General features: G+C 43.7%; 14 protein-coding genes. 9 read left to right on the forward strand and 5 right to left on the reverse strand.

Annotation, left to right across the window (positions count from 1 at the left end; genetic code table 11):
- Nucleotides 1-6: 6 nt before the first annotated feature.
- From GLW00_RS00925 to GLW00_RS00935, 4 genes are read right to left on the reverse strand one after another with little or no spacing between them, the layout of a single operon-like run.
- Nucleotides 7-516 carry a hypothetical protein gene (locus GLW00_RS00925; protein ID WP_237417388.1) on the reverse strand — a complete coding sequence of 170 codons (510 nt, stop codon included), beginning with the start codon at nt 514-516 and terminating at the stop codon, nt 7-9.
- Nucleotides 516-740 (reverse strand): hypothetical protein, encoded by a 225-nt coding sequence (locus GLW00_RS20595; protein WP_237417389.1) that lies wholly within the window; start codon nt 738-740, stop codon nt 516-518. The genes GLW00_RS00925 and GLW00_RS20595 overlap by 1 nt, the downstream gene beginning before the upstream one ends.
- Nucleotides 737-1,186, reverse strand: coding sequence for a DUF948 domain-containing protein (locus tag GLW00_RS00930; RefSeq protein ID WP_160910602.1), 450 nt, complete (start codon nt 1,184-1,186; stop codon nt 737-739). Before GLW00_RS00930 ends, GLW00_RS20595 begins: the two co-directional genes overlap by 4 nt.
- Before the next feature lie 18 nt (nt 1,187-1,204).
- Nucleotides 1,205-1,618 (reverse strand): DUF948 domain-containing protein, encoded by a 414-nt coding sequence (locus GLW00_RS00935; RefSeq protein ID WP_160910603.1) that lies wholly within the window; start codon nt 1,616-1,618, stop codon nt 1,205-1,207.
- A 734-nt stretch (nt 1,619-2,352) separates the two neighbouring features.
- Between GLW00_RS00935 and glgB the strand changes: the two genes are divergently transcribed.
- The 9 genes from glgB (at nt 2,353) to GLW00_RS00980 (ending at nt 16,012) form a co-directional block, all read left to right on the forward strand.
- Nucleotides 2,353-4,272, forward strand: coding sequence for a 1,4-alpha-glucan branching protein GlgB (gene glgB / locus GLW00_RS00940; RefSeq protein ID WP_160910604.1), 1,920 nt, complete (start codon nt 2,353-2,355; stop codon nt 4,270-4,272).
- Nucleotides 4,262-5,422: a glucose-1-phosphate adenylyltransferase gene (locus tag GLW00_RS00945; RefSeq protein ID WP_160910605.1), complete on the forward strand. Its 1,161-nt coding sequence runs from the start codon at nt 4,262-4,264 to the stop codon at nt 5,420-5,422. The genes glgB and GLW00_RS00945 overlap by 11 nt, the downstream gene beginning before the upstream one ends.
- 12 nt (nt 5,423-5,434) lie before the next feature.
- Nucleotides 5,435-6,541, forward strand: a complete 1,107-nt coding sequence (gene glgD, locus GLW00_RS00950) for a glucose-1-phosphate adenylyltransferase subunit GlgD (RefSeq protein ID WP_160910606.1) — start codon at nt 5,435-5,437, stop codon at nt 6,539-6,541.
- A gap of 119 nt (nt 6,542-6,660) precedes the next feature.
- A complete protein-coding gene (gene glgA / locus GLW00_RS00955) occupies nt 6,661-8,091 on the forward strand; it encodes a glycogen synthase GlgA (protein ID WP_160910607.1) in 1,431 nt (476 codons plus the stop codon).
- A gap of 29 nt (nt 8,092-8,120) precedes the next feature.
- Entirely contained in the window at nt 8,121-10,559 is a 2,439-nt protein-coding gene (locus GLW00_RS00960) for a glycogen/starch/alpha-glucan phosphorylase (protein WP_160911795.1), read from the forward strand.
- A gap of 24 nt (nt 10,560-10,583) precedes the next feature.
- The gene (locus GLW00_RS00965; RefSeq protein ID WP_160910608.1) at nt 10,584-12,503 is read left to right on the forward strand and encodes a glycoside hydrolase family 13 protein; all 1,920 of its coding nucleotides are present in this window, start codon (nt 10,584-10,586) and stop codon (nt 12,501-12,503) included.
- A gap of 11 nt (nt 12,504-12,514) precedes the next feature.
- Nucleotides 12,515-12,889 (forward strand): PH domain-containing protein, encoded by a 375-nt coding sequence (locus GLW00_RS00970; protein WP_160910609.1) that lies wholly within the window; start codon nt 12,515-12,517, stop codon nt 12,887-12,889.
- A 922-nt stretch (nt 12,890-13,811) separates the two neighbouring features.
- Entirely contained in the window at nt 13,812-15,128 is a 1,317-nt protein-coding gene (rpoN, locus tag GLW00_RS00975) for an RNA polymerase factor sigma-54 (RefSeq protein ID WP_160910610.1), read from the forward strand.
- A 59-nt stretch (nt 15,129-15,187) separates the two neighbouring features.
- Complete coding sequence (locus GLW00_RS00980; protein ID WP_160910611.1) at nt 15,188-16,012, forward strand: YihY/virulence factor BrkB family protein; 825 nt, start codon at nt 15,188-15,190, stop codon at nt 16,010-16,012.
- A 78-nt stretch (nt 16,013-16,090) separates the two neighbouring features.
- Here GLW00_RS00980 and GLW00_RS00985 read toward each other — a convergent pair whose 3' ends face one another.
- Entirely contained in the window at nt 16,091-17,143 is a 1,053-nt protein-coding gene (locus GLW00_RS00985) for a DmpA family aminopeptidase (RefSeq protein WP_160910612.1), read from the reverse strand.
- Between the last annotated feature and the right edge of the window lie 344 nt (nt 17,144-17,487).

Consider the following 17,487-nt stretch of genomic DNA (forward strand, 5'->3'; position numbering starts at 1 on the left):
ATAGAACTAGCGTTGAGGATTGACCTCTACGACTTTTTCTTGAGGTACCGTAGCATTTTCCTCTTGGGAATCTTCTCTAAGCTCGTCCTTCGCTTCTCTGGCTTTATCGCCAACTTCCTGCAGATCTTCTCCTGCATCTTTGGCTGTGTTTATGATCTCTTCAGACTCTTCTTTAATATCTTTCGCTTTATCAGCAATTTCTTTTCCTTGGTTGTTAAATACATCTTGAACAGTTGCAGCTGCCTCACTTACAATGTTCACCACATTGCGGACGCGTGTGACCAGGTCATCTTTTTTCGCAGATGGATCTTCTTTCACTTCCGAAGCATAATCAGAAACTGCGTCTTTTGTTGAACGTGTACCCTCTTTCAGACGTTTTCTTTCTTTAGGGTCTTTAATAAGAATAAAAGCCCCACCAATTAATGCTCCTGTTAAGATCGCAACAGGCAGTTTTTTATTGCCTCTTTTTTTAGTTGTTTGTGTTTGTGGCTGCTGGTTTACATTTTGGTTTTCCATTAGGAAATTCCCCTTTCGGTTTTTAAATTTTTTTGAGCTTCCATGCGTAGTTTTTCTTTCGTCGATTGAATGTCTTCATATTGATTTCTACCTGTATTATAAAACTCCTCTTTTTTGCGGTCATACTTCATCTTTGAAATGGATGGTTCCTTCCTCCATATTCTCAAAGCTATTCCACCGACGAACCCGGCGACGATGCCGATCATCCATTCGAGTGCCTTCATGAGGAGGTCGTCTCCACTTGAGCGGTCTTGAGTGCCTTCCGTTTCTGTGAAAAGTAATAGGTCAAAGCAAGAGCTCCGTAAACGCCGCGCCAACCTTCTTCGTTAATCTTTTGTTCACCTTCATGTGTCGTCTGCTTCAGTGAGTATGTCATGTCAACAAGAGAGGACGTAAGCTTCCTGGAAGACTCACCGATATCCCCTACGATATAGAAAAGAGGACTGAGCGCCCGGATCTTTTCATTGACGTCTGCTAATGTATCGTTACTTTGGTGCAGGACACCTGTCGTCTCTTTCATGACAGAATCCAGTTGCTCCGGCAGTTGATCGACAGTTTTTTTAACGCCGCCAAGGACCCCTGCCAAGTTGTTCAATGCTTTAATAAGGAAAATGGAAACAATCGCAAAGGCGATTCCGATAATGAGAACACCGATTCCTAGAAAGTCCATCTGAAAAACCTCTCTTCTTTATTGTACTTTTTTTCTTTTCCATTTCAGATACAGTTCAATCGCTGCATCCCCCCAGCGGAGTGCTTTTGTTACTTTTTCGTCTCTTTCATGAGAAGCGTGCGCCACACTCTCAGAAACGCCCTGGATGGATTGGTTCACATGACCCACCGTTGTACCGACATTGCCGAGGGCATCCATCAGACCATCAAGCGTCTTCGTTTTCGTTTCAATATCTGAAGCGATGTGATTCGTTTTCTTAAGTAAACTTTCCGATTCTGTAGTGATGCCCTGCATTTGCCCTTCGACTTTTTCTAACGTCTGTGAAACGCTCGTCATCGTACTCGATGCAGCTTTCAGTGTTTTCACAACGAAAATGGCTATGAATGCAAAGGCGATCGCGATGATGAGTAAACTGATTCCCGCTAATGACATGACTCTTCACCTCTTTTATGTTTTAAGGATTTCTCTACCTGCTTTTTGCCAATAGAGAAAAAGCCAATGGAGTTTCTACCTCCAGCTGACCCTTTAATTCTTTTAAAGCTATACCACTAATCTATTTCAATGAAACACTATACACTTTAGAAGTTTATGTAAATTCAAAAGATCGTTCCTTTTCCTTAAAAGGGAAGGAAGGGCGTATTCTTTCTGTATGGGGAAAGTAGAAAAAACATAGATAGAATTGATCCGTTACGCCGTGACTGCTTGATTCTTTCCTTTTCATCCCACGCCCGTTGATTAAAATGAATCTACACTAGGTACGGAGTGTACTTTTCATCTTTAGAGGCGGAAAACGCTTTTACTATGTAGGAAGAGGAACAAACAGAGGCCCTGCCTTTAAACGACAATACAAAATGAATGATCACTATAAAAGTCCTATATTTGGAATCTTTTTTCTTAGTAAGGTTTTTCCATAAAAGGAAGAGGGAAGTACATATTTATGCAAGCGCTTACTTATAAACGTTGTTATAAAAGTAAGCGGAAATAATGAAGATGTATAAAAATTCGTCACGATTCGACAAAACTTTTCAGAAAATTTTTATTAATAGCAATTGTAAAAGAGGTTTCCTGATTTTATGATGAATATAGGCAAAAACAAAACACGTAAATTTTTTGCATTGTTCATCAACAGAAACTAAAAATCTACTAATTTAAAGAGGAGTGATGGTGTGGTCCAAGATACAACTCTAGAGCATGATATCTATTTATTCCATGAAGGAAACCTCCGTTACAGTCACAGGCTGCTCGGTGCGCATCCGGATACGAGAAACGGAGAGAAAGGCATTCGTTTCACCGTCTGGGCTCCCCATGCGGTTCAGATGAGTGTCGTCGGGATGTTCAACGATTGGGACGGCCGGAAGAATCCGATGGAAAAAATCAATGATAACGGAATTTGGATCGCCTTCATTCCGGGTCTTGAAAAAGGCACGATATATAAGTATGAAATATTAACGGCTCACGGGCATCTTCAGCTGAAAGCGGATCCATATGCAATCTCCAGTGAACTTCGACCTGATACGGCATCTGTCGTCTACCCCTTGGACAATTACTCCTGGAGCGATGGCGAATGGATGAAACAGAGAAAAGCGAAGAACCCCTATGAATCTCCGATGTCCATCTACGAGCTTCATCTAGGTTCATGGAAAAACATCGAACCTGAGGTCTTCTACAATTACAGGGATTACGCTGAGATGGTGATTCCCTACGTCAAAGATTTAGGATACACCCATATTGAACTCCTTCCACTAACGGAGCATCCCTTTGATCGTTCATGGGGCTATCAGGCGACCGGGTACTTTTCTGTCACCTCCCGCTATGGAACCCCGGATGACTTTAAATATTTTGTCGACCAGTGTCATAAATATGGGATCGGTGTCATATTGGATTGGGTGCCTGGTCATTTTTGTAAGGACGCCCACGGGTTACGCCGTTTTGATGGAGAAGCTCTCTATGAATATGCAAACCCTAGTAAAGCGGAGAAAACGCAGTGGGGTACGCTTACGTTCGATTTTGCTAGAAACGAAGTTCAGAGCTTCCTGATTTCGAACGCGATCTACTGGCTGAAAGAATACCATCTCGATGGCCTGCGGGTCGATGCCGTGGCTAGCATGCTTTATTTGGACTTCGGCAAGGAAGATGGCGAATGGGAACTGAATGAGTACGGCGGCCGTGAAAACTTGGAAGCCGTATCGTTTATTAAAAAAATGAACGAAGCCATTTTTGAGGAAACTCCAGATGTATTGATGATGGCCGAAGAGTCCACATCATGGCCACTCGTTAGTGCACCCACCTATATCGGGGGGCTTGGCTTCAATTATAAATGGAACATGGGTTGGATGAATGACATGCTCAAGTATATGGAAATGGATCCTATTCATAGGAAATACCACCATAACTTGATTACTTTCTCTTTGTTCTATGCTTTTTCCGAGAATTTTGTATTACCGATTTCTCATGATGAAGTCGTTCATGGTAAGAAATCGTTGTTAAATAAAATGCCGGGTGATTACTGGCAGAAATTTGCGAACCTGCGGGCTTTTCTCGCCTACATGTATGCCCACCCAGGGAAGAAACTCATGTTCATGGGAGGTGAATTCGGACAGTTCGATGAGTGGAAAGATTTAGAGGATTTGGATTGGGAGCTGTTGGATTATGATTCCCACGCCTCCATATTGGATTATACGAAACAGTTGCACCAATTGTATCAGGATATGCCAGCCTTATGGGAACTCGACCATAAGGAAGAGGGCTTCATGTGGATCGATGCCAACAACTATGAGCAGAGCATCATCTCATTTGTCCGCAACAGCCGTACATCGAATGACCAACTAGTGGTCGTCTGCAACTTTACTCCAGAAGTCTATCATGATTATAGAGTAGGAGTACCGAAACACGGCTCATACAAAGAGATCTTCTCGAGCGATGCGGAACATTTCGGAGGTTCTGGGCAGACGAACGGCCTGCCTTTAGACAGCGTACCTTCCCCATGGCAAGGACAGGATCAGCATATTACCATGACGATTCCCCCGCTCGGTGTGAGCTTCTTGAAAAGAACTTCAGTATCCAAGGAGGAAAATCATGAAAAATAAAGAGTGTGTAGCAATGCTTCTGGCTGGCGGCCAAGGAACCAGACTGAAGTCATTAACCAAACAAATTGCAAAGCCTGCTGTTTACTTTGGCGGAAAATATAGAATCATCGACTTTCCATTAAGCAATTGTACGAATTCAGGAATCGACACAGTCGGTGTCCTTACCCAGTATGAGCCCTTAATTTTGAATGACTATATTGGCATTGGGGACACCTGGGATCTTGACCGAAAATACGGTGGTGTTTCCGTTCTGCCCCCATTCATGCAGGCAGAAGGAGGCGGCTGGTACACAGGTACAGCCAACGCTATTTACCGTAACTTGAAGTTTTTGAATCAATATGAACCAGAACACGTTCTTGTGCTGTCCGGAGACCACATTTATAAGATGGATTACGGCGCAATGCTTGATTATCATAAAGGATCCGGCGCTGATGCAACCATTTCAGTTATCGAAGTACCGTGGGAAGATGCGAACCGTTTTGGCATTATGAACACGGATGGAGATGGAAGAATTACTGAGTTTGATGAAAAACCTGCGAATCCGAAGAGTAATCTGGCGTCTATGGGTGTCTACATTTTCCGTTGGGATGTGTTGAAACAGTACCTGATTGAAGATGCAGAAAAAGAAAATTCCTCCCATGACTTTGGGAAAGACATCATTCCCGCTCTTCTTTACGATTATAAAAAGTTAATGGCTTACACATTCGAAGGTTACTGGAAGGATGTCGGTACGATTGACAGCCTTTGGGAAGCGAACATGGATCTTCTGAAGAGGGAGCCTGAACTGGATTTGAACGATTCAAAGTGGCGCATTTACTCGAAGAACCCGAATCAGCCGCCCCAATATATCGCGCCGACGGCTCATGTGAGAAATGCATTGATCAATGAAGGCTGCCGCATTAAGGGATCTGTAGATACATCGATCATTTTCTATGGTGTTCACGTGGATGAATCTTCGGTCGTCAAAGACAGTGTCATCATGCCTGATGTGAAAATCGGTAAAAATGTGAAGATTCACAGGGCCATCATTTCAAAAGGAAGCGTCATTGAGGATGGGGCAGTCATCGGCGACCCGTCACCAGAAAGTGAAATTACACTCGTGGCAGATGAAGGCAGTGTCCTTGCCACAAGTTATGCTACCAATAGTTAAAGGGAGGATTTTATGGATCGTATAGCAGGAATCATAAACTTAGATCACGAACAAGACATGTTGGATGAGTTGACCTATTTCCGTTGTGGCGCCGCCGTACCATTTGCGGGACGTTACCGGATGATCGACTTTGCCATTTCAAATATGACGAATTCCCGAATTGAATCCGTAGCCGTATTCGCGCGCAGAAAATACCGCTCCCTCATGGATCATTTGGAGCAAGGGAAAGCGTGGGACTTGGATCGCAAGCGTGGCGGGCTGTTCATCCTTCCTCCAGACTGGAATGATCCAACAGACATTTCACGTGGCGATTTGCAGCATTTCCACAACAATATCGATTTCATCAATCGAACGTTAGCCAACTATATTGTTGTCTCAGGTTCACAGCATATCTGCAACATCAATTATCAGGATGTGCTGCAAGAACATAAAAGTTCTGGTGCAGATGTTACGGTTATCTACAAAAAAGTGGATGAACTTTATCCCGAGCACCAACGAGCTCACAAGCTTGACGTTGATGAAGAAAACCGGGTGACAGCGATCCACAATGATCATAGCAATAAGAATGTGTACATGGATATGTACATCATTGAGAAAGATCTCTTATACACCCTAATCGAAAAATGTATCGCCCACGGCTGCTCCCACTTTTTCTTAGACGGGATTAAGTCGAAATTGCCTGAAATCAACATTCATGCTTATGAATACCATGGTGGTCATGCCCTGGTGAACTCTGTTGAAAGCTACTACCGCAACAGTGCGAAGCTGTTGAATCCCGAAGATCATGATGAGTTGTTCAAAGATGATGCTCCCGTCTTCACTAAAATTAAAAATGAAGCACCTTCCAACTATACCGTTACTTCCAACGTTTCCAATACGATGGTCGCAAATGGATGTGTCATTGAAGGTCATGTCGAAGACAGCATTCTCTTCCGTGGTGTGAAAGTCGCTGAAGGAGCCGTCATCAAAAACTCAATCATTATGCAACGTTGTGAAATTGATAGCAATGCCGTTTTAGAAAACGTCATTCTCGATAAAGATTGCAGCATTTCAAACGGAAAGACATTAATCGGTGCGCCAGAGAAGCCGTATGTCGTAGCAAAAAGAAGAACAATGTAATACCCCGTGAAGGGACTGTCCGGATTTCATCACTCTGACAGTCCTTTTCATGTAATCAGCTCATTCGTGATGTTTTGAACATGTTTTTGAACGTATAAAATTAAAGGAGTGGGTAAAACGTGAATGTTTTGATGATTGGTTCTGAGTGTACCCCTTTTATTAAAACAGGTGGTCTGGCTGATGTTTTAGGTTCTCTACCTCATGCCTTAAAAAATCAGGGCGCGGATGTCAGGGTCGTCCTGCCGAAATATGAAAACATGGATGATCACTGGAAAGAACAGCTGGAACATCTGGGTGAAATGAATGTACAGCTTGGCTGGCGCAGTCAATATGCTGGAATCGAATATATCAAATATGAAGGCATTCCTGTCTATTTCATAGATAACGAGTATTATTTCAAGCGTTCTAATCTATACGGATATGATGATGAAGCGGAGCGATTCGTATTCTTCAATCGTGCCGTGATGGATTGGGTCTGTGAGATGGACTGGACGCCTGATGTTTTACATTGCCACGACTGGCAGACAGGGTTGATTCCGGTTTACTTACATACCCACTATAAGGAAGTTGAAAAACTTCAAGGTATGAAAACCGTTTTTACTATCCATAATTTGAAGTATCAAGGCGTATTTGCCCAATCCGTGCTTCATGATTTGATGGACTTTGATGAGAATATGATGACAGAAGATGCGTTTGAATTTTTCGGGGACATCAATTTCATGAAAGGGGCCTTGAATTACGCGGACTTCATTACAACGGTCAGTGAAACTTACGCAAAAGAGATTCAAACGCCTTATTATGGGGAAAACCTAGATGGAGTGTTACGAAAACGTACTGATGAATTGATCGGGATCGTCAACGGCATCGATGATCAAAACTATAACCCTATGAAAGATGATGCCCTGGCGTTTCCTTATCGCAGTTCTTTAATCAAGAAAGCCCAAAACAAAATGTGGCTGCAGGCGGAGCTTGGTTTGCCAGTCAGAAAAGATGTTCCAATGATTGGCATCGTTTCCAGGCTGGTGGAGCAAAAAGGATTCGATTTGATCGGTCGGGTCATCGATGAGTTATTACATGATGATGACGTTCAGATCGTCTTACTTGGTACAGGAGAATACCAATATGAACAAATGCTCCAGTGGGCCCAGCACCGACACCCAGAAAAGATGTCTACGAATATTCGTTTTTCAGAACCTTTTTCCAGACAGATTTATGCGGCGAGCGATCTATTTCTCATGCCGTCCCGTTTTGAACCATGTGGCATCGGCCAGTTGATAGCTTTACGATATTTGGCTGCTCCAATTGTAAGGGAAACGGGAGGACTCGCAGACACCGTTCAGCCATATAATGAAGAGACGGGAGAAGGGAACGGATTTACGTTTACCAACTACAACGCCCATGACATGCTGTACACCATTCGCAGAGCTCTGGAATTCTATCAGGAACCTGCTGCTTGGCAGAATCTTGTGAAGAACATTTGCAAGAGTAAGTTCACATGGAAAAACTCTGCTGATCAATATATGGATCTTTATCAATCCATGTTTCGTTAGCAGGGGTGATAGGAGGAACCTTCATGGTGATGTTCAGTGACAAAGAAGAATTCAAGTCAGAGTTCAAAGCACAGTTGGAGAGTAAGTTTGGTAAGACCATAGACACAGCATCCGAATTCGATACGTACCGGGCGCTTGGGGCGTTGATCCGTGAGAAAATCAATAAAGATTGGTTGAAGACGAACCGGGAGTACAAAACAAATAAAACCAAGCAGGTGTATTACTTTTCCATGGAATTTCTAATGGGACGTCTGCTCGGCAATAATTTATTGAATTTAGACGTACTTTCGCTTGTTGAAGAAGGATTAGCGGATCTCGGGCTGTCTTTATCGGAACTCGAAAAAAAGGAAAGTGATGCTGGTCTTGGTAATGGCGGCTTAGGACGATTAGCTGCTTGTTTTCTCGATTCCCTTGCTTCTTTAGAATTGGCTGGGCATGGCTATGGTCTCCGGTACCGATATGGAATGTTCGATCAGCATATCATTGATGGAAAACAGGTGGAATTCCCGGATTATTGGCTTTCAAAAGAATTCATCTGGGAGGTCCGTCGACCGGAAGATGCGATTGAAGTTCGCTTTGGTGGAAATGTGTCATCGACAAGAGATAAAGATGGAAAACTCCATTTCAAATATGAAAACTATGAACCCATCCAGGCCGTCCCTTACGATGTACCTGTTGTCGGTTACCATAACGATACGGTGAATACCTTAAGGCTCTGGTCCGCTGAACCCACGGTGGAGGATACGATGACAAAAGCGGAAAAGGAAGGGGTATTTGGGCACTTCCTAGATCATAAACGATCCCTCGAATCCATCTCGGACTTCCTTTACCCCGATGACTCTACAGAGGAAGGAAAGAGCCTGCGTTTGAAGCAGGAATACTTCTTAGTGTCCTCTGGAGTGCAATCGGTTGTGCGATCGTTTGAAAGACTGGGACTTCCATGGTCCTCGTTCCCTGATAAGGTAGCGCTTCATATCAACGACACACACCCGGCGCTCGTTATTCCTGAACTGATGAGGATCCTTATGGATGAAAAGGGGATTGGCTGGGAGGAAGCATGGGAGATTACACAGTCTTCTGTTTCCTATACGAATCACACAACATTAAGCGAGGCTCTCGAATCTTGGCCGGTGGGGCTCGTACGTTCATTGCTGCCTCGGATTTTCATGATTATCGATGAAATCAATGAAAGGTTTTGTCAGGGTTTATGGAAAACCTATCCTGGAGAATTCGATCGAATCGCGGATTTAGCCATTGTGGCGGATGGCCAGGTGAAAATGGCCCATTTGAGCATTGTCGGGAGTCACAGTATCAATGGAGTCGCGAAACTCCACACGGATATACTGAAGGAACGTGAAATGAAGCGCTTTTATAACACATTTCCTGAGCGTTTTAATAATAAAACGAATGGAATCACCCACCGTCGCTGGCTGATGCACGCAAACGGTCCGTTGAGCTCGGTCATCACGGAGGCTATTGGTGAGGAGTGGATGAAAGAGCCGAAGCAACTGAGCCGCTTGCTTGACCATAAAGATGACCTGGCTTTTCTTGACAAGCTCCATGAAATCAAGCAGGAGAACAAAGTCAACTTCGCGAACTGGGTGAAAAACACGCAAGGGATCACCGTCGATCCAAACTCCATCTTTGATGTTCATATCAAGCGACTGCACGGGTATAAACGTCAATTGCTCAATGCCCTTCATATTATGCATTTATATAATGAATTGAAATCAGATCCGACGCTTGATATTGTTCCGAGAACCTTCTTCTTCGGAGCAAAAGCAGCGCCAAGCTATCACTTTGCAAAGAAAGTAATTCAACTTATCAACCGCATCGCATCTGTGGTCAATAACGACCCTGATGTGAAGGATTATATAAAAGTCGTCTTCATACCAAACTACTCGGTTTCCATCGCAGAGAGAATTATACCAGCGAGCAATGTCAGTGAACAAATTTCAATGGCTACAAAGGAAGCTTCAGGCACAGGTAACATGAAGTTCATGATGAACGGAGCATTGACCCTTGGCACCATGGATGGGGCGAATGTGGAAATTCATGATCTTGTCGGAGATGATAACATATACATTTTCGGTTTAACGTCTGATGAAGTGTGGGACTATTATCGAAACGGTTCCTATTCTTCACGAAACGTTTATGATAATGATGAGCGTGTCCGCCACATTATGGATGAACTCATTCATTACAGCCCGTTCTCCAAAGGAGAGACCGATTTTCAAGAGATCTATGATGCCTTATTAACTTATAACGATGAATACTTTGTGCTTAAGGATTTTGCCAGCTACGTATTAGCTCAGAAAAAGGTGAGTCAGGATTACCAACGCAAACGTCAGTGGAACTTAAAGAGTCTTGTCAATATCTCTCAATCCGGAGTTTTCTCAAGTGACCGGACCATTCAGGAATATGCCCGCGATATATGGGACATTCAACGTGTGAAGGCGTTGAAGTGAGGTACTATTTAGGGGGACGGATGTGTGAGACAAAAGGATATGTATCATAATAGTTTTGAAGAATCTTATCGAGAGCCTTTCGGTGCAGCGCCGAAGGGTTCTCCTGTTACGCTCAAAATCGACATCAATGACCGGTACAGGGTTTCCCACGTTATCCTTCACTACATCTTAGACCGTACAGACGATGAGAAGACGAAGGAGATGGACCTTTGCAGTCAGGAACATCAACAGGTATCTTATGAAGCTACCATCCGGATGCCTGAAAGGCCGCAGCTCATCTGGTATTTTTTCGAAATCATCCTAGAGGAACAGACCCTTTATTATGGACGGGAAAAAAGTTATGAGAGCGGGGAGGGGAAGGTGTACGATCATATCCCTCCTTCGTGGCAGATTACGGTGTACGATCCTTCGTATAAGACCCCGGATTGGTGGAAAAACGCGACGATGTATCAAATCTTCCCAGACCGGTTCTATACGGCGGGAGAGCTCGAAATGGAGAAAGCACCGGAGACGAGCCTCGTCCACGCCCATTGGGAAAACGATCCGGTCTACATTCGAAATGAACGGGGAGAAGTCATTCGTTGGGACTTTTTCGGCGGAAACTTAAAAGGAATCACTGAAAAACTTGATTATATTGAAGGTTTAGGGGTATCGGTTATTTATTTGAATCCGATATTCGAAGCGGAAAGCAACCACCGCTATGATACAGGTGATTACCACAAAGTCGATCTTCTCCTTGGTACGAAAGATGACTTGGAAACGTTGATCAAGGAAGCGGCTGATAGAGGTATTGAAATCATGCTGGACGGGGTTTTCAGTCATACTGGAAGCAACAGTATTTATTTTAATCGAGAAGGTAAGTATGATTCTCTCGGCGCGTATCAATCTAAAAATTCCCCGTACTACAGCTGGTACACCTTCCACCATTATCCGGATGAATATGATGCCTGGTGGGGCGTCGGAACGCTTCCGACATTGAATAAAGAAAATGAGGACTATCAGGATTTCCTCATCCATGATGAAGAGAGTGTCATTAAGACATGGCAGCAATCAGGTATGAAAAACTGGCGCTTGGATGTAGCTGATGAACTGACTGATGATTTGATCAGCCAAATCTATAGTCAGTTGAAGAAGAAAGATGAATCGAGTGTCCTTCTTGGGGAAGTTTGGGAGGATGCTTCTAACAAAACAGCTTACGGAAAACGACGGGACTACTTCTTGGGTGGCGTTCTTGATTCCGTGATGAACTACCCCATGCGCCGATTGATGCTGGACTTCATGAAGGGTGAAATGGATGCATATACTGTCCATCGCCGACTCATGACGTTAAGCGAACATTATCCGAAAGAGTATTTCTATGCCGTCATGAATATGCTTTCCAGTCACGATGTAGAGAGAATCCAAACGATGTTGGAAGACTATCTTCCAGATGATTTTAGTCAAGAGGAAGCAGAGAAACTCATCATCAAGCAAATCAAATCTCTCAGTCTATGGCTCTATGCTTTTCCGGGCGTGCCTTCTTTGTACTATGGAGATGAAGCGGGAGTGACGGGCGGAGCTGACCCTGATAACCGCAAACCATATCCTTGGGGTCGAGAGAATGGAGAACTGCTGGATTGGTATAAAAAAATCGGAGAGTGGAGGAAAGAGCATACCGCTCTCCGGACCGGTCATTGGAAGTCTTTCACCCTGGACAAAGATGTGATCGGTTTCGAACGCTGGACAGAAAACGGTGTGGACCATTTTAATGAAAAAACAAGTGATGAGCGAATGCTTTATATATTCAACCGGAATACAAGAAAGAAAATAGAGATCAATTTGCCAATACAAAAAGGGAAGTGGCAGAGTCAGGAAAACAAAAAGCGGATTTTCAGTTCAAAGAACAATGTATTAACCATAGAACTCGAACCATGTGAAGCTATGTTATTACGTTTAATGAAATAGGAGGGATACCGATGGGTTTTTTAGATGGTCTGATGGGTAATGCCAGTCAGGTGGATGTCGATAAAATTGAAAGAGAGCTTGAGGGCATTCTTATTGAAGGGGAAAACGTTCAAAGCGGTTACAAAGTTCTGAGAGATTCATTCATTTTTACAGACCGCCGCTTACTGCTTATCGATAAGCAGGGCATGACAGGGAAGAAGGTCGAGTACCACTCCATTCCTTATAAAAGTATCACTCACTTCAGTGTTGAGACAGCAGGCAGCTTTGACCTCGATTCTGAATTGAAAATCTGGCTCTCTGGAACGAGTGAACCGATTGGGAAACTCTTCAAAAAAGACAGCCCAATTGAAGAAGTCCAGCAAACCCTCGCTACCTTCGTATTATAAATGTTTCACGTGAAACAATTCTGAAAATAAGCCCGGAATTAAGCATCCGGGCTTATTTTTTATGCTTATTGTTCAACTATATGGCAGGTTTCTTGAAGACTCACTTTCGAGACTTTTGTTGAGTGGATGTGGGCTGCGGGGAATAGCTCGCTTTCCGCGGGAGCGCGGTGAGCCTCCTCGGACTGCGTCCTGTGGGGTCCAGTTTCGGCGCCTAGCGGCTAGTGAGACTTCCCTCGCTTCTGTACGATAAGTCAACATCGAATCACTCCGTTCTCCGTGTTTCCTTTATCTCCGCCAGCTCAGTCCAGTCCATACGCCGCTGATCGAGGCACCTGCACACTTAAGTTAGGAGTCTCGCCATTCCCCTCCGCCCACTAACCAAAGAAAACACTCGAAACCACTACTTAAAAAATCAGCTCGTATAGTTATTCGGAAGTGAATGATATAAACTCTACCTCATAGACGTTTAGCAAACGCAAATGCTTGATGCAACACACTATATGCCCGCTTAGGGAGAAGAATTGGAACTTTACTTATGAATACAGTTGTTCTAATCATCCACTTCCCTCAACCATTCAAACTAACCCTTTTATAAGTGGTTTTGAGACACTTATAAGGTAAAGGGGCGGAGGGAAACGGTGAGACTCCTATGGGACGTGTGGGACAGGTGAGACCCCGGAAGGCGTAGCCTGAGGAGGCTCACCGCCCGCCCCGTGGAAAGCGAACCTTTTCCCGGAGCCCCTAGAATTACACGAACATCTCGAAACCGAGTCTTCAACTAAAGGGAGCGATAGTGATAAAATTACACTAGGAATCTGAAAATTCCATATATATTTGAATTTTTGGTCTGATTAGCCCATCATAAGTAATAGATATATACTGTTAAACAACAATGAAAGCGTTATCAAAACGAGGTGTGGAAATGAAGCTTGAATTGACTCATAAGCAAACGACAGGATTGGTAATGACAACACAAATGCGTCAAGCAATCACGATGCTTCAATGGACCTCTGCTGAAATGTGGGAACATCTCCAGCAGGAAATCCATGAGAACCCCATTTTAACGTTAGAAACCCCAAGTATGATTCCTTCCCATCGTCATCATCGAGAGGCCTATCATGACCCAATCGACCAAATCGTACCCGATGAAAAAAACTGGCGTGATGGACTGGTGGAACAAGCTGGATGGTTGAAAGTGGACCAGTCATTAAAAGAGACGCTCCTTTTTTTAATTGATAGTTTAGATGAACGCGGGTTTTGTACAATATCTGAAGAAGAAGCGTCACTTCAAACCGGTCAATCACTGAACACGACTAAGCGGGCAAGACGCCTGTTATTACAGTTTGAACCGATGGGAGTCGGTTGTTTGGATTTTAAAGAGTTTTTACTCTTCCAAGTAGAAAAGAAGCATCCCGATTCTTCCGTTTTAGCTGTTTTGATTGAAAATCATTTAGAAGACCTAGCCAATCAGAACTTTAAAAGGGTAGCTTGTGAACTGGACATAGAGGAATCGTGTGTTGTCGAAGCTTTGGAAGTTATCCAATCTTTAGAACCACGTCCGCTGCTTCCGAATTATGGACCGAACAATATACCGCCGATGCCTGATTTGATACTGGAAGAAAAAGACGGGGGATTTGTGTTGCGTGATCCTTTTTCTGTCAGCGGTCAAATCCAGTGGGATGAGCAGCTGGTACGTATGTACAAAGAAGGAAAAGAAGCCCATGAGTATTTGGACGACTGTTATAAAAAAGCGCGCTGGCTTCTGCAAAGCATAGAGCAGCGGCAGAACACGATTTTGAAAGTGGCGGAAGTGATTATCAAGCATCAGAGCACTTTTTTGAATGGTGGTTCATTGAGGCCGCTCACTTTAAAAAAGGTGGCAAAAAAACTGGGTGTCCATGAGTCAACGGTCAGCCGGACCGTGTCTAACAAAGTCTTGCAGACCCCCAAAGGATTATACGAATTAAAGAGCTTCTTTGTGACGGGTTATCAATCTTCAGATGGAGAAGAAGTCTCTTCTCAACACATTAAAGATTTAATAAGAGAGATGATTCAAAAAGAAGATCCACTGAAGGCTTTGTCTGATCAGAAGATGGCAGCAGAGTTAAAGGAAAAGCATAACGTGAAAGTGTCGCGCCGAACCGTTGCCAAATACCGCGAGTCTCTCAATCTCCCATCCTCTTCTAAACGAAGAGCATCGGCACGTGAAGGAGATTCTCCTATTCTTCTACATTCCTAGGTTAATTCCCTGAAAAAAGGGGGATAGTCTAGTAGAAGATGGATGAGGAGGCTTCCCTTGTGAAAAATTTGATATCCTATGTGAAAGATGTGATTTCTGAATTTCAAAAAGACAACATCCCCCTGCTTGGTGCAGCGCAGGCATACTATTACTTATTAGCCATCGTTCCCCTTTTAATTCTGGTATTATCCATTCTCCCCTATTTGAATATAGACGCTGAAACAGCTATTCAGGCGATGAGCAATGTCATACCCAGCGATACAGCCCAGGTGTTCCGGGAGAACATTGTCGCTGTAGTGGAGCAGCCAAGCGGTGGGCTTTTGACTGTAGGTATTTTAGGAACGCTTTGGTCTGCTTCCAATGGTATCAATGCGTTCATCCAGTCCTCGAACATGGCTTACAACGTGGAAGAGACAAGGTCGTTCATTAAGGTGCGTCTACTTTCCATTGTATTGACCATCGGGATGATCTTAGCGATTATCGTCGCCCTTGTTCTTCCTGTATTCGGCCAGGTCTTGATTGATATGATCAACCTGCCTTCTCAAACAGCCGTACTATTGCAAGTGTTGCGCTGGACGCTGAGTATCGTGGTTATTGGTGCCGTTCTCATGGCGCTTTATCACTTCGCGCCAAATAAGAATATTCCCTTTAAACATATCCTTCCGGGTGCAGTAATCACGGCTATTCTCTGGCAGTTAATTTCTCTTGCTTTCTCTTTCTATGTTAGTAATTTCGGCAATTATTCTGCCACCTATGGAAGCCTGGGAGGAATTATCATTTTAATGTTATGGTTTTTCCTTACAGGGATCATTTTAATGGTAGGAGCGGAGATTAATGTCATCTACCACCGTCGCCATGGCGGAGGTGAAAAGAAAGCAGCTTAACTTTTTTGTTAGAAAAGAAGGTTCCGCGCCTCAGAGGAGGAGGGCGGAACCTTCTTCAATTTGACTTCCCCTCATAGACTAAAATTGGATGGGGTGGCTTTCAAGCAGTTCCGTTAATGTAGGTATTTGATGGCTGTTTCTCCCCCTCACCGGTGTTGCTTGAAATAGAGATTCAAGAATGGATTCTTCGGTGGCTTCTCCAACAGCACGGAAAGCTTCATCTATATCTTCTTCATGGATAGATGAAAAAGATAACGGACCCTCGGGTTTTCCGTGGGGGATGGTTGTAGCGGTCGAGAATCCGAGAACAACATCACCACTTCCATTTCCAACCATTGACCCGGTCTTTGATAATCCAGTCACCGTTCGTTTACATATTCTTTTCAATTGCCGTTCTGACACGGGAAGGTCTGTAGCGACCACAATCATAATCGACCCTCGATCTTTTTCTTTTTCAGATTGAATATAGTTCTTCAATTGTTGCCCAACCGGTTGACCATCAATCCTGAGATCGCTCAGTTTACCGAAGTTTGTAAGGGTCAGAACACCTATTGTATAAGAACCGTGTGCAAGCTCCACCTTCCGGGAAGAAGAACCGATTCCACCTTTCAATGAATAACACAGCATCCCGCGACCTGCTCCGACACACCCTTCTGTGAAGTGGTCTTTGGCATCTTCAATGGCTTGAAAAACATGCTCCTTCGTAACGGCTTGCTTCCTAATATCATTGATATACATATCGTTGCATTCCCCAATGACAGGGTTGACTGTCCCTGTGGTCCGACCGACCTCCTGGTTTCGCTCAAGAGTGTAAGCAACGAGTGCATCATACGCCGCTCCTACACCGAACGTGTTGGTTAATAGAATGGGGGTTTCCAATGTTCCCAGTTCTTCAAGTTGAATGGTTCCCGCCGTCTTGCCAAACCCATTGATGACATGAGCCGAAGCTACTGTTTTATTTTGAAAAAGGTTGCCCTGGTGCGGAAGAATGGCAGTAACTCCTGTCTGTACATCATCCCTGTCTAATGTATAATGGCCGACCGTCACTCCGGGTACGTCGGTAATTTGATTTCGATCACCTACAGGCATAGATCCTATGATGATGTCGTTCTCTCGGGTTGTTTTATTCATTGTTACACCTCCACATGCTCTATTCGCAATAAAGCATGTAATTTCCTTCCTGGTGTATGTTCATACAAGCAAAGGATTTTATATGCACATTAAGATAGATAAGTAGATTTATTTTTGTATAAAACGAGTATAAGAGAAAAAAATTCTTCATTTTTTTTAAGTTTTTTGTTTGCGCTTACATCCTTTTAATATTCGGGTTTCTATTGAATTTGAATTGTCGCATTATCTTGAAAATTCAGCGCTTGTCCGCTTTAAGAGCGTGATTCTCAAGGTTTTTCATGCTATACTAGTAAGAAACTGAAAAGACAGAATTTTTTAATTTTTGCCTGTAACCTACAAGAATA

The organism is Halobacillus litoralis (assembly GCF_009856445.1).
Classification (GTDB): domain Bacteria; phylum Bacillota; class Bacilli; order Bacillales; family Halobacillaceae; genus Halobacillus; species Halobacillus litoralis.

Excerpts from the sequence above, each read along its gene's own strand:
- GLW00_RS00925 (WP_237417388.1), bottom strand. The coding sequence starts at position 516 with ATGGAAAACCAAAATGTAAACCAGCAGCCACAAACACAAACAACTAAA.
- GLW00_RS20595 (WP_237417389.1), bottom strand. The coding sequence starts at position 740 with ATGAAGGCACTCGAATGGATGATCGGCATCGTCGCCGGGTTCGTCGGT.
- GLW00_RS00930 (WP_160910602.1), bottom strand. The coding sequence starts at position 1,186 with ATGGACTTTCTAGGAATCGGTGTTCTCATTATCGGAATCGCCTTTGCG.
- GLW00_RS00935 (WP_160910603.1), bottom strand. The coding sequence starts at position 1,618 with ATGTCATTAGCGGGAATCAGTTTACTCATCATCGCGATCGCCTTTGCA.
- GLW00_RS00945 (WP_160910605.1), top strand. The coding sequence starts at position 4,262 with ATGAAAAATAAAGAGTGTGTAGCAATGCTTCTGGCTGGCGGCCAAGGA.
- glgD (WP_160910606.1), top strand. The coding sequence starts at position 5,435 with ATGGATCGTATAGCAGGAATCATAAACTTAGATCACGAACAAGACATG.
- GLW00_RS00960 (WP_160911795.1), top strand. The coding sequence starts at position 8,121 with ATGTTCAGTGACAAAGAAGAATTCAAGTCAGAGTTCAAAGCACAGTTG.
- GLW00_RS00970 (WP_160910609.1), top strand. The coding sequence starts at position 12,515 with ATGGGTTTTTTAGATGGTCTGATGGGTAATGCCAGTCAGGTGGATGTC.
- rpoN (WP_160910610.1), top strand. The coding sequence starts at position 13,812 with ATGAAGCTTGAATTGACTCATAAGCAAACGACAGGATTGGTAATGACA.
- GLW00_RS00985 (WP_160910612.1), bottom strand. The coding sequence starts at position 17,143 with ATGAATAAAACAACCCGAGAGAACGACATCATCATAGGATCTATGCCT.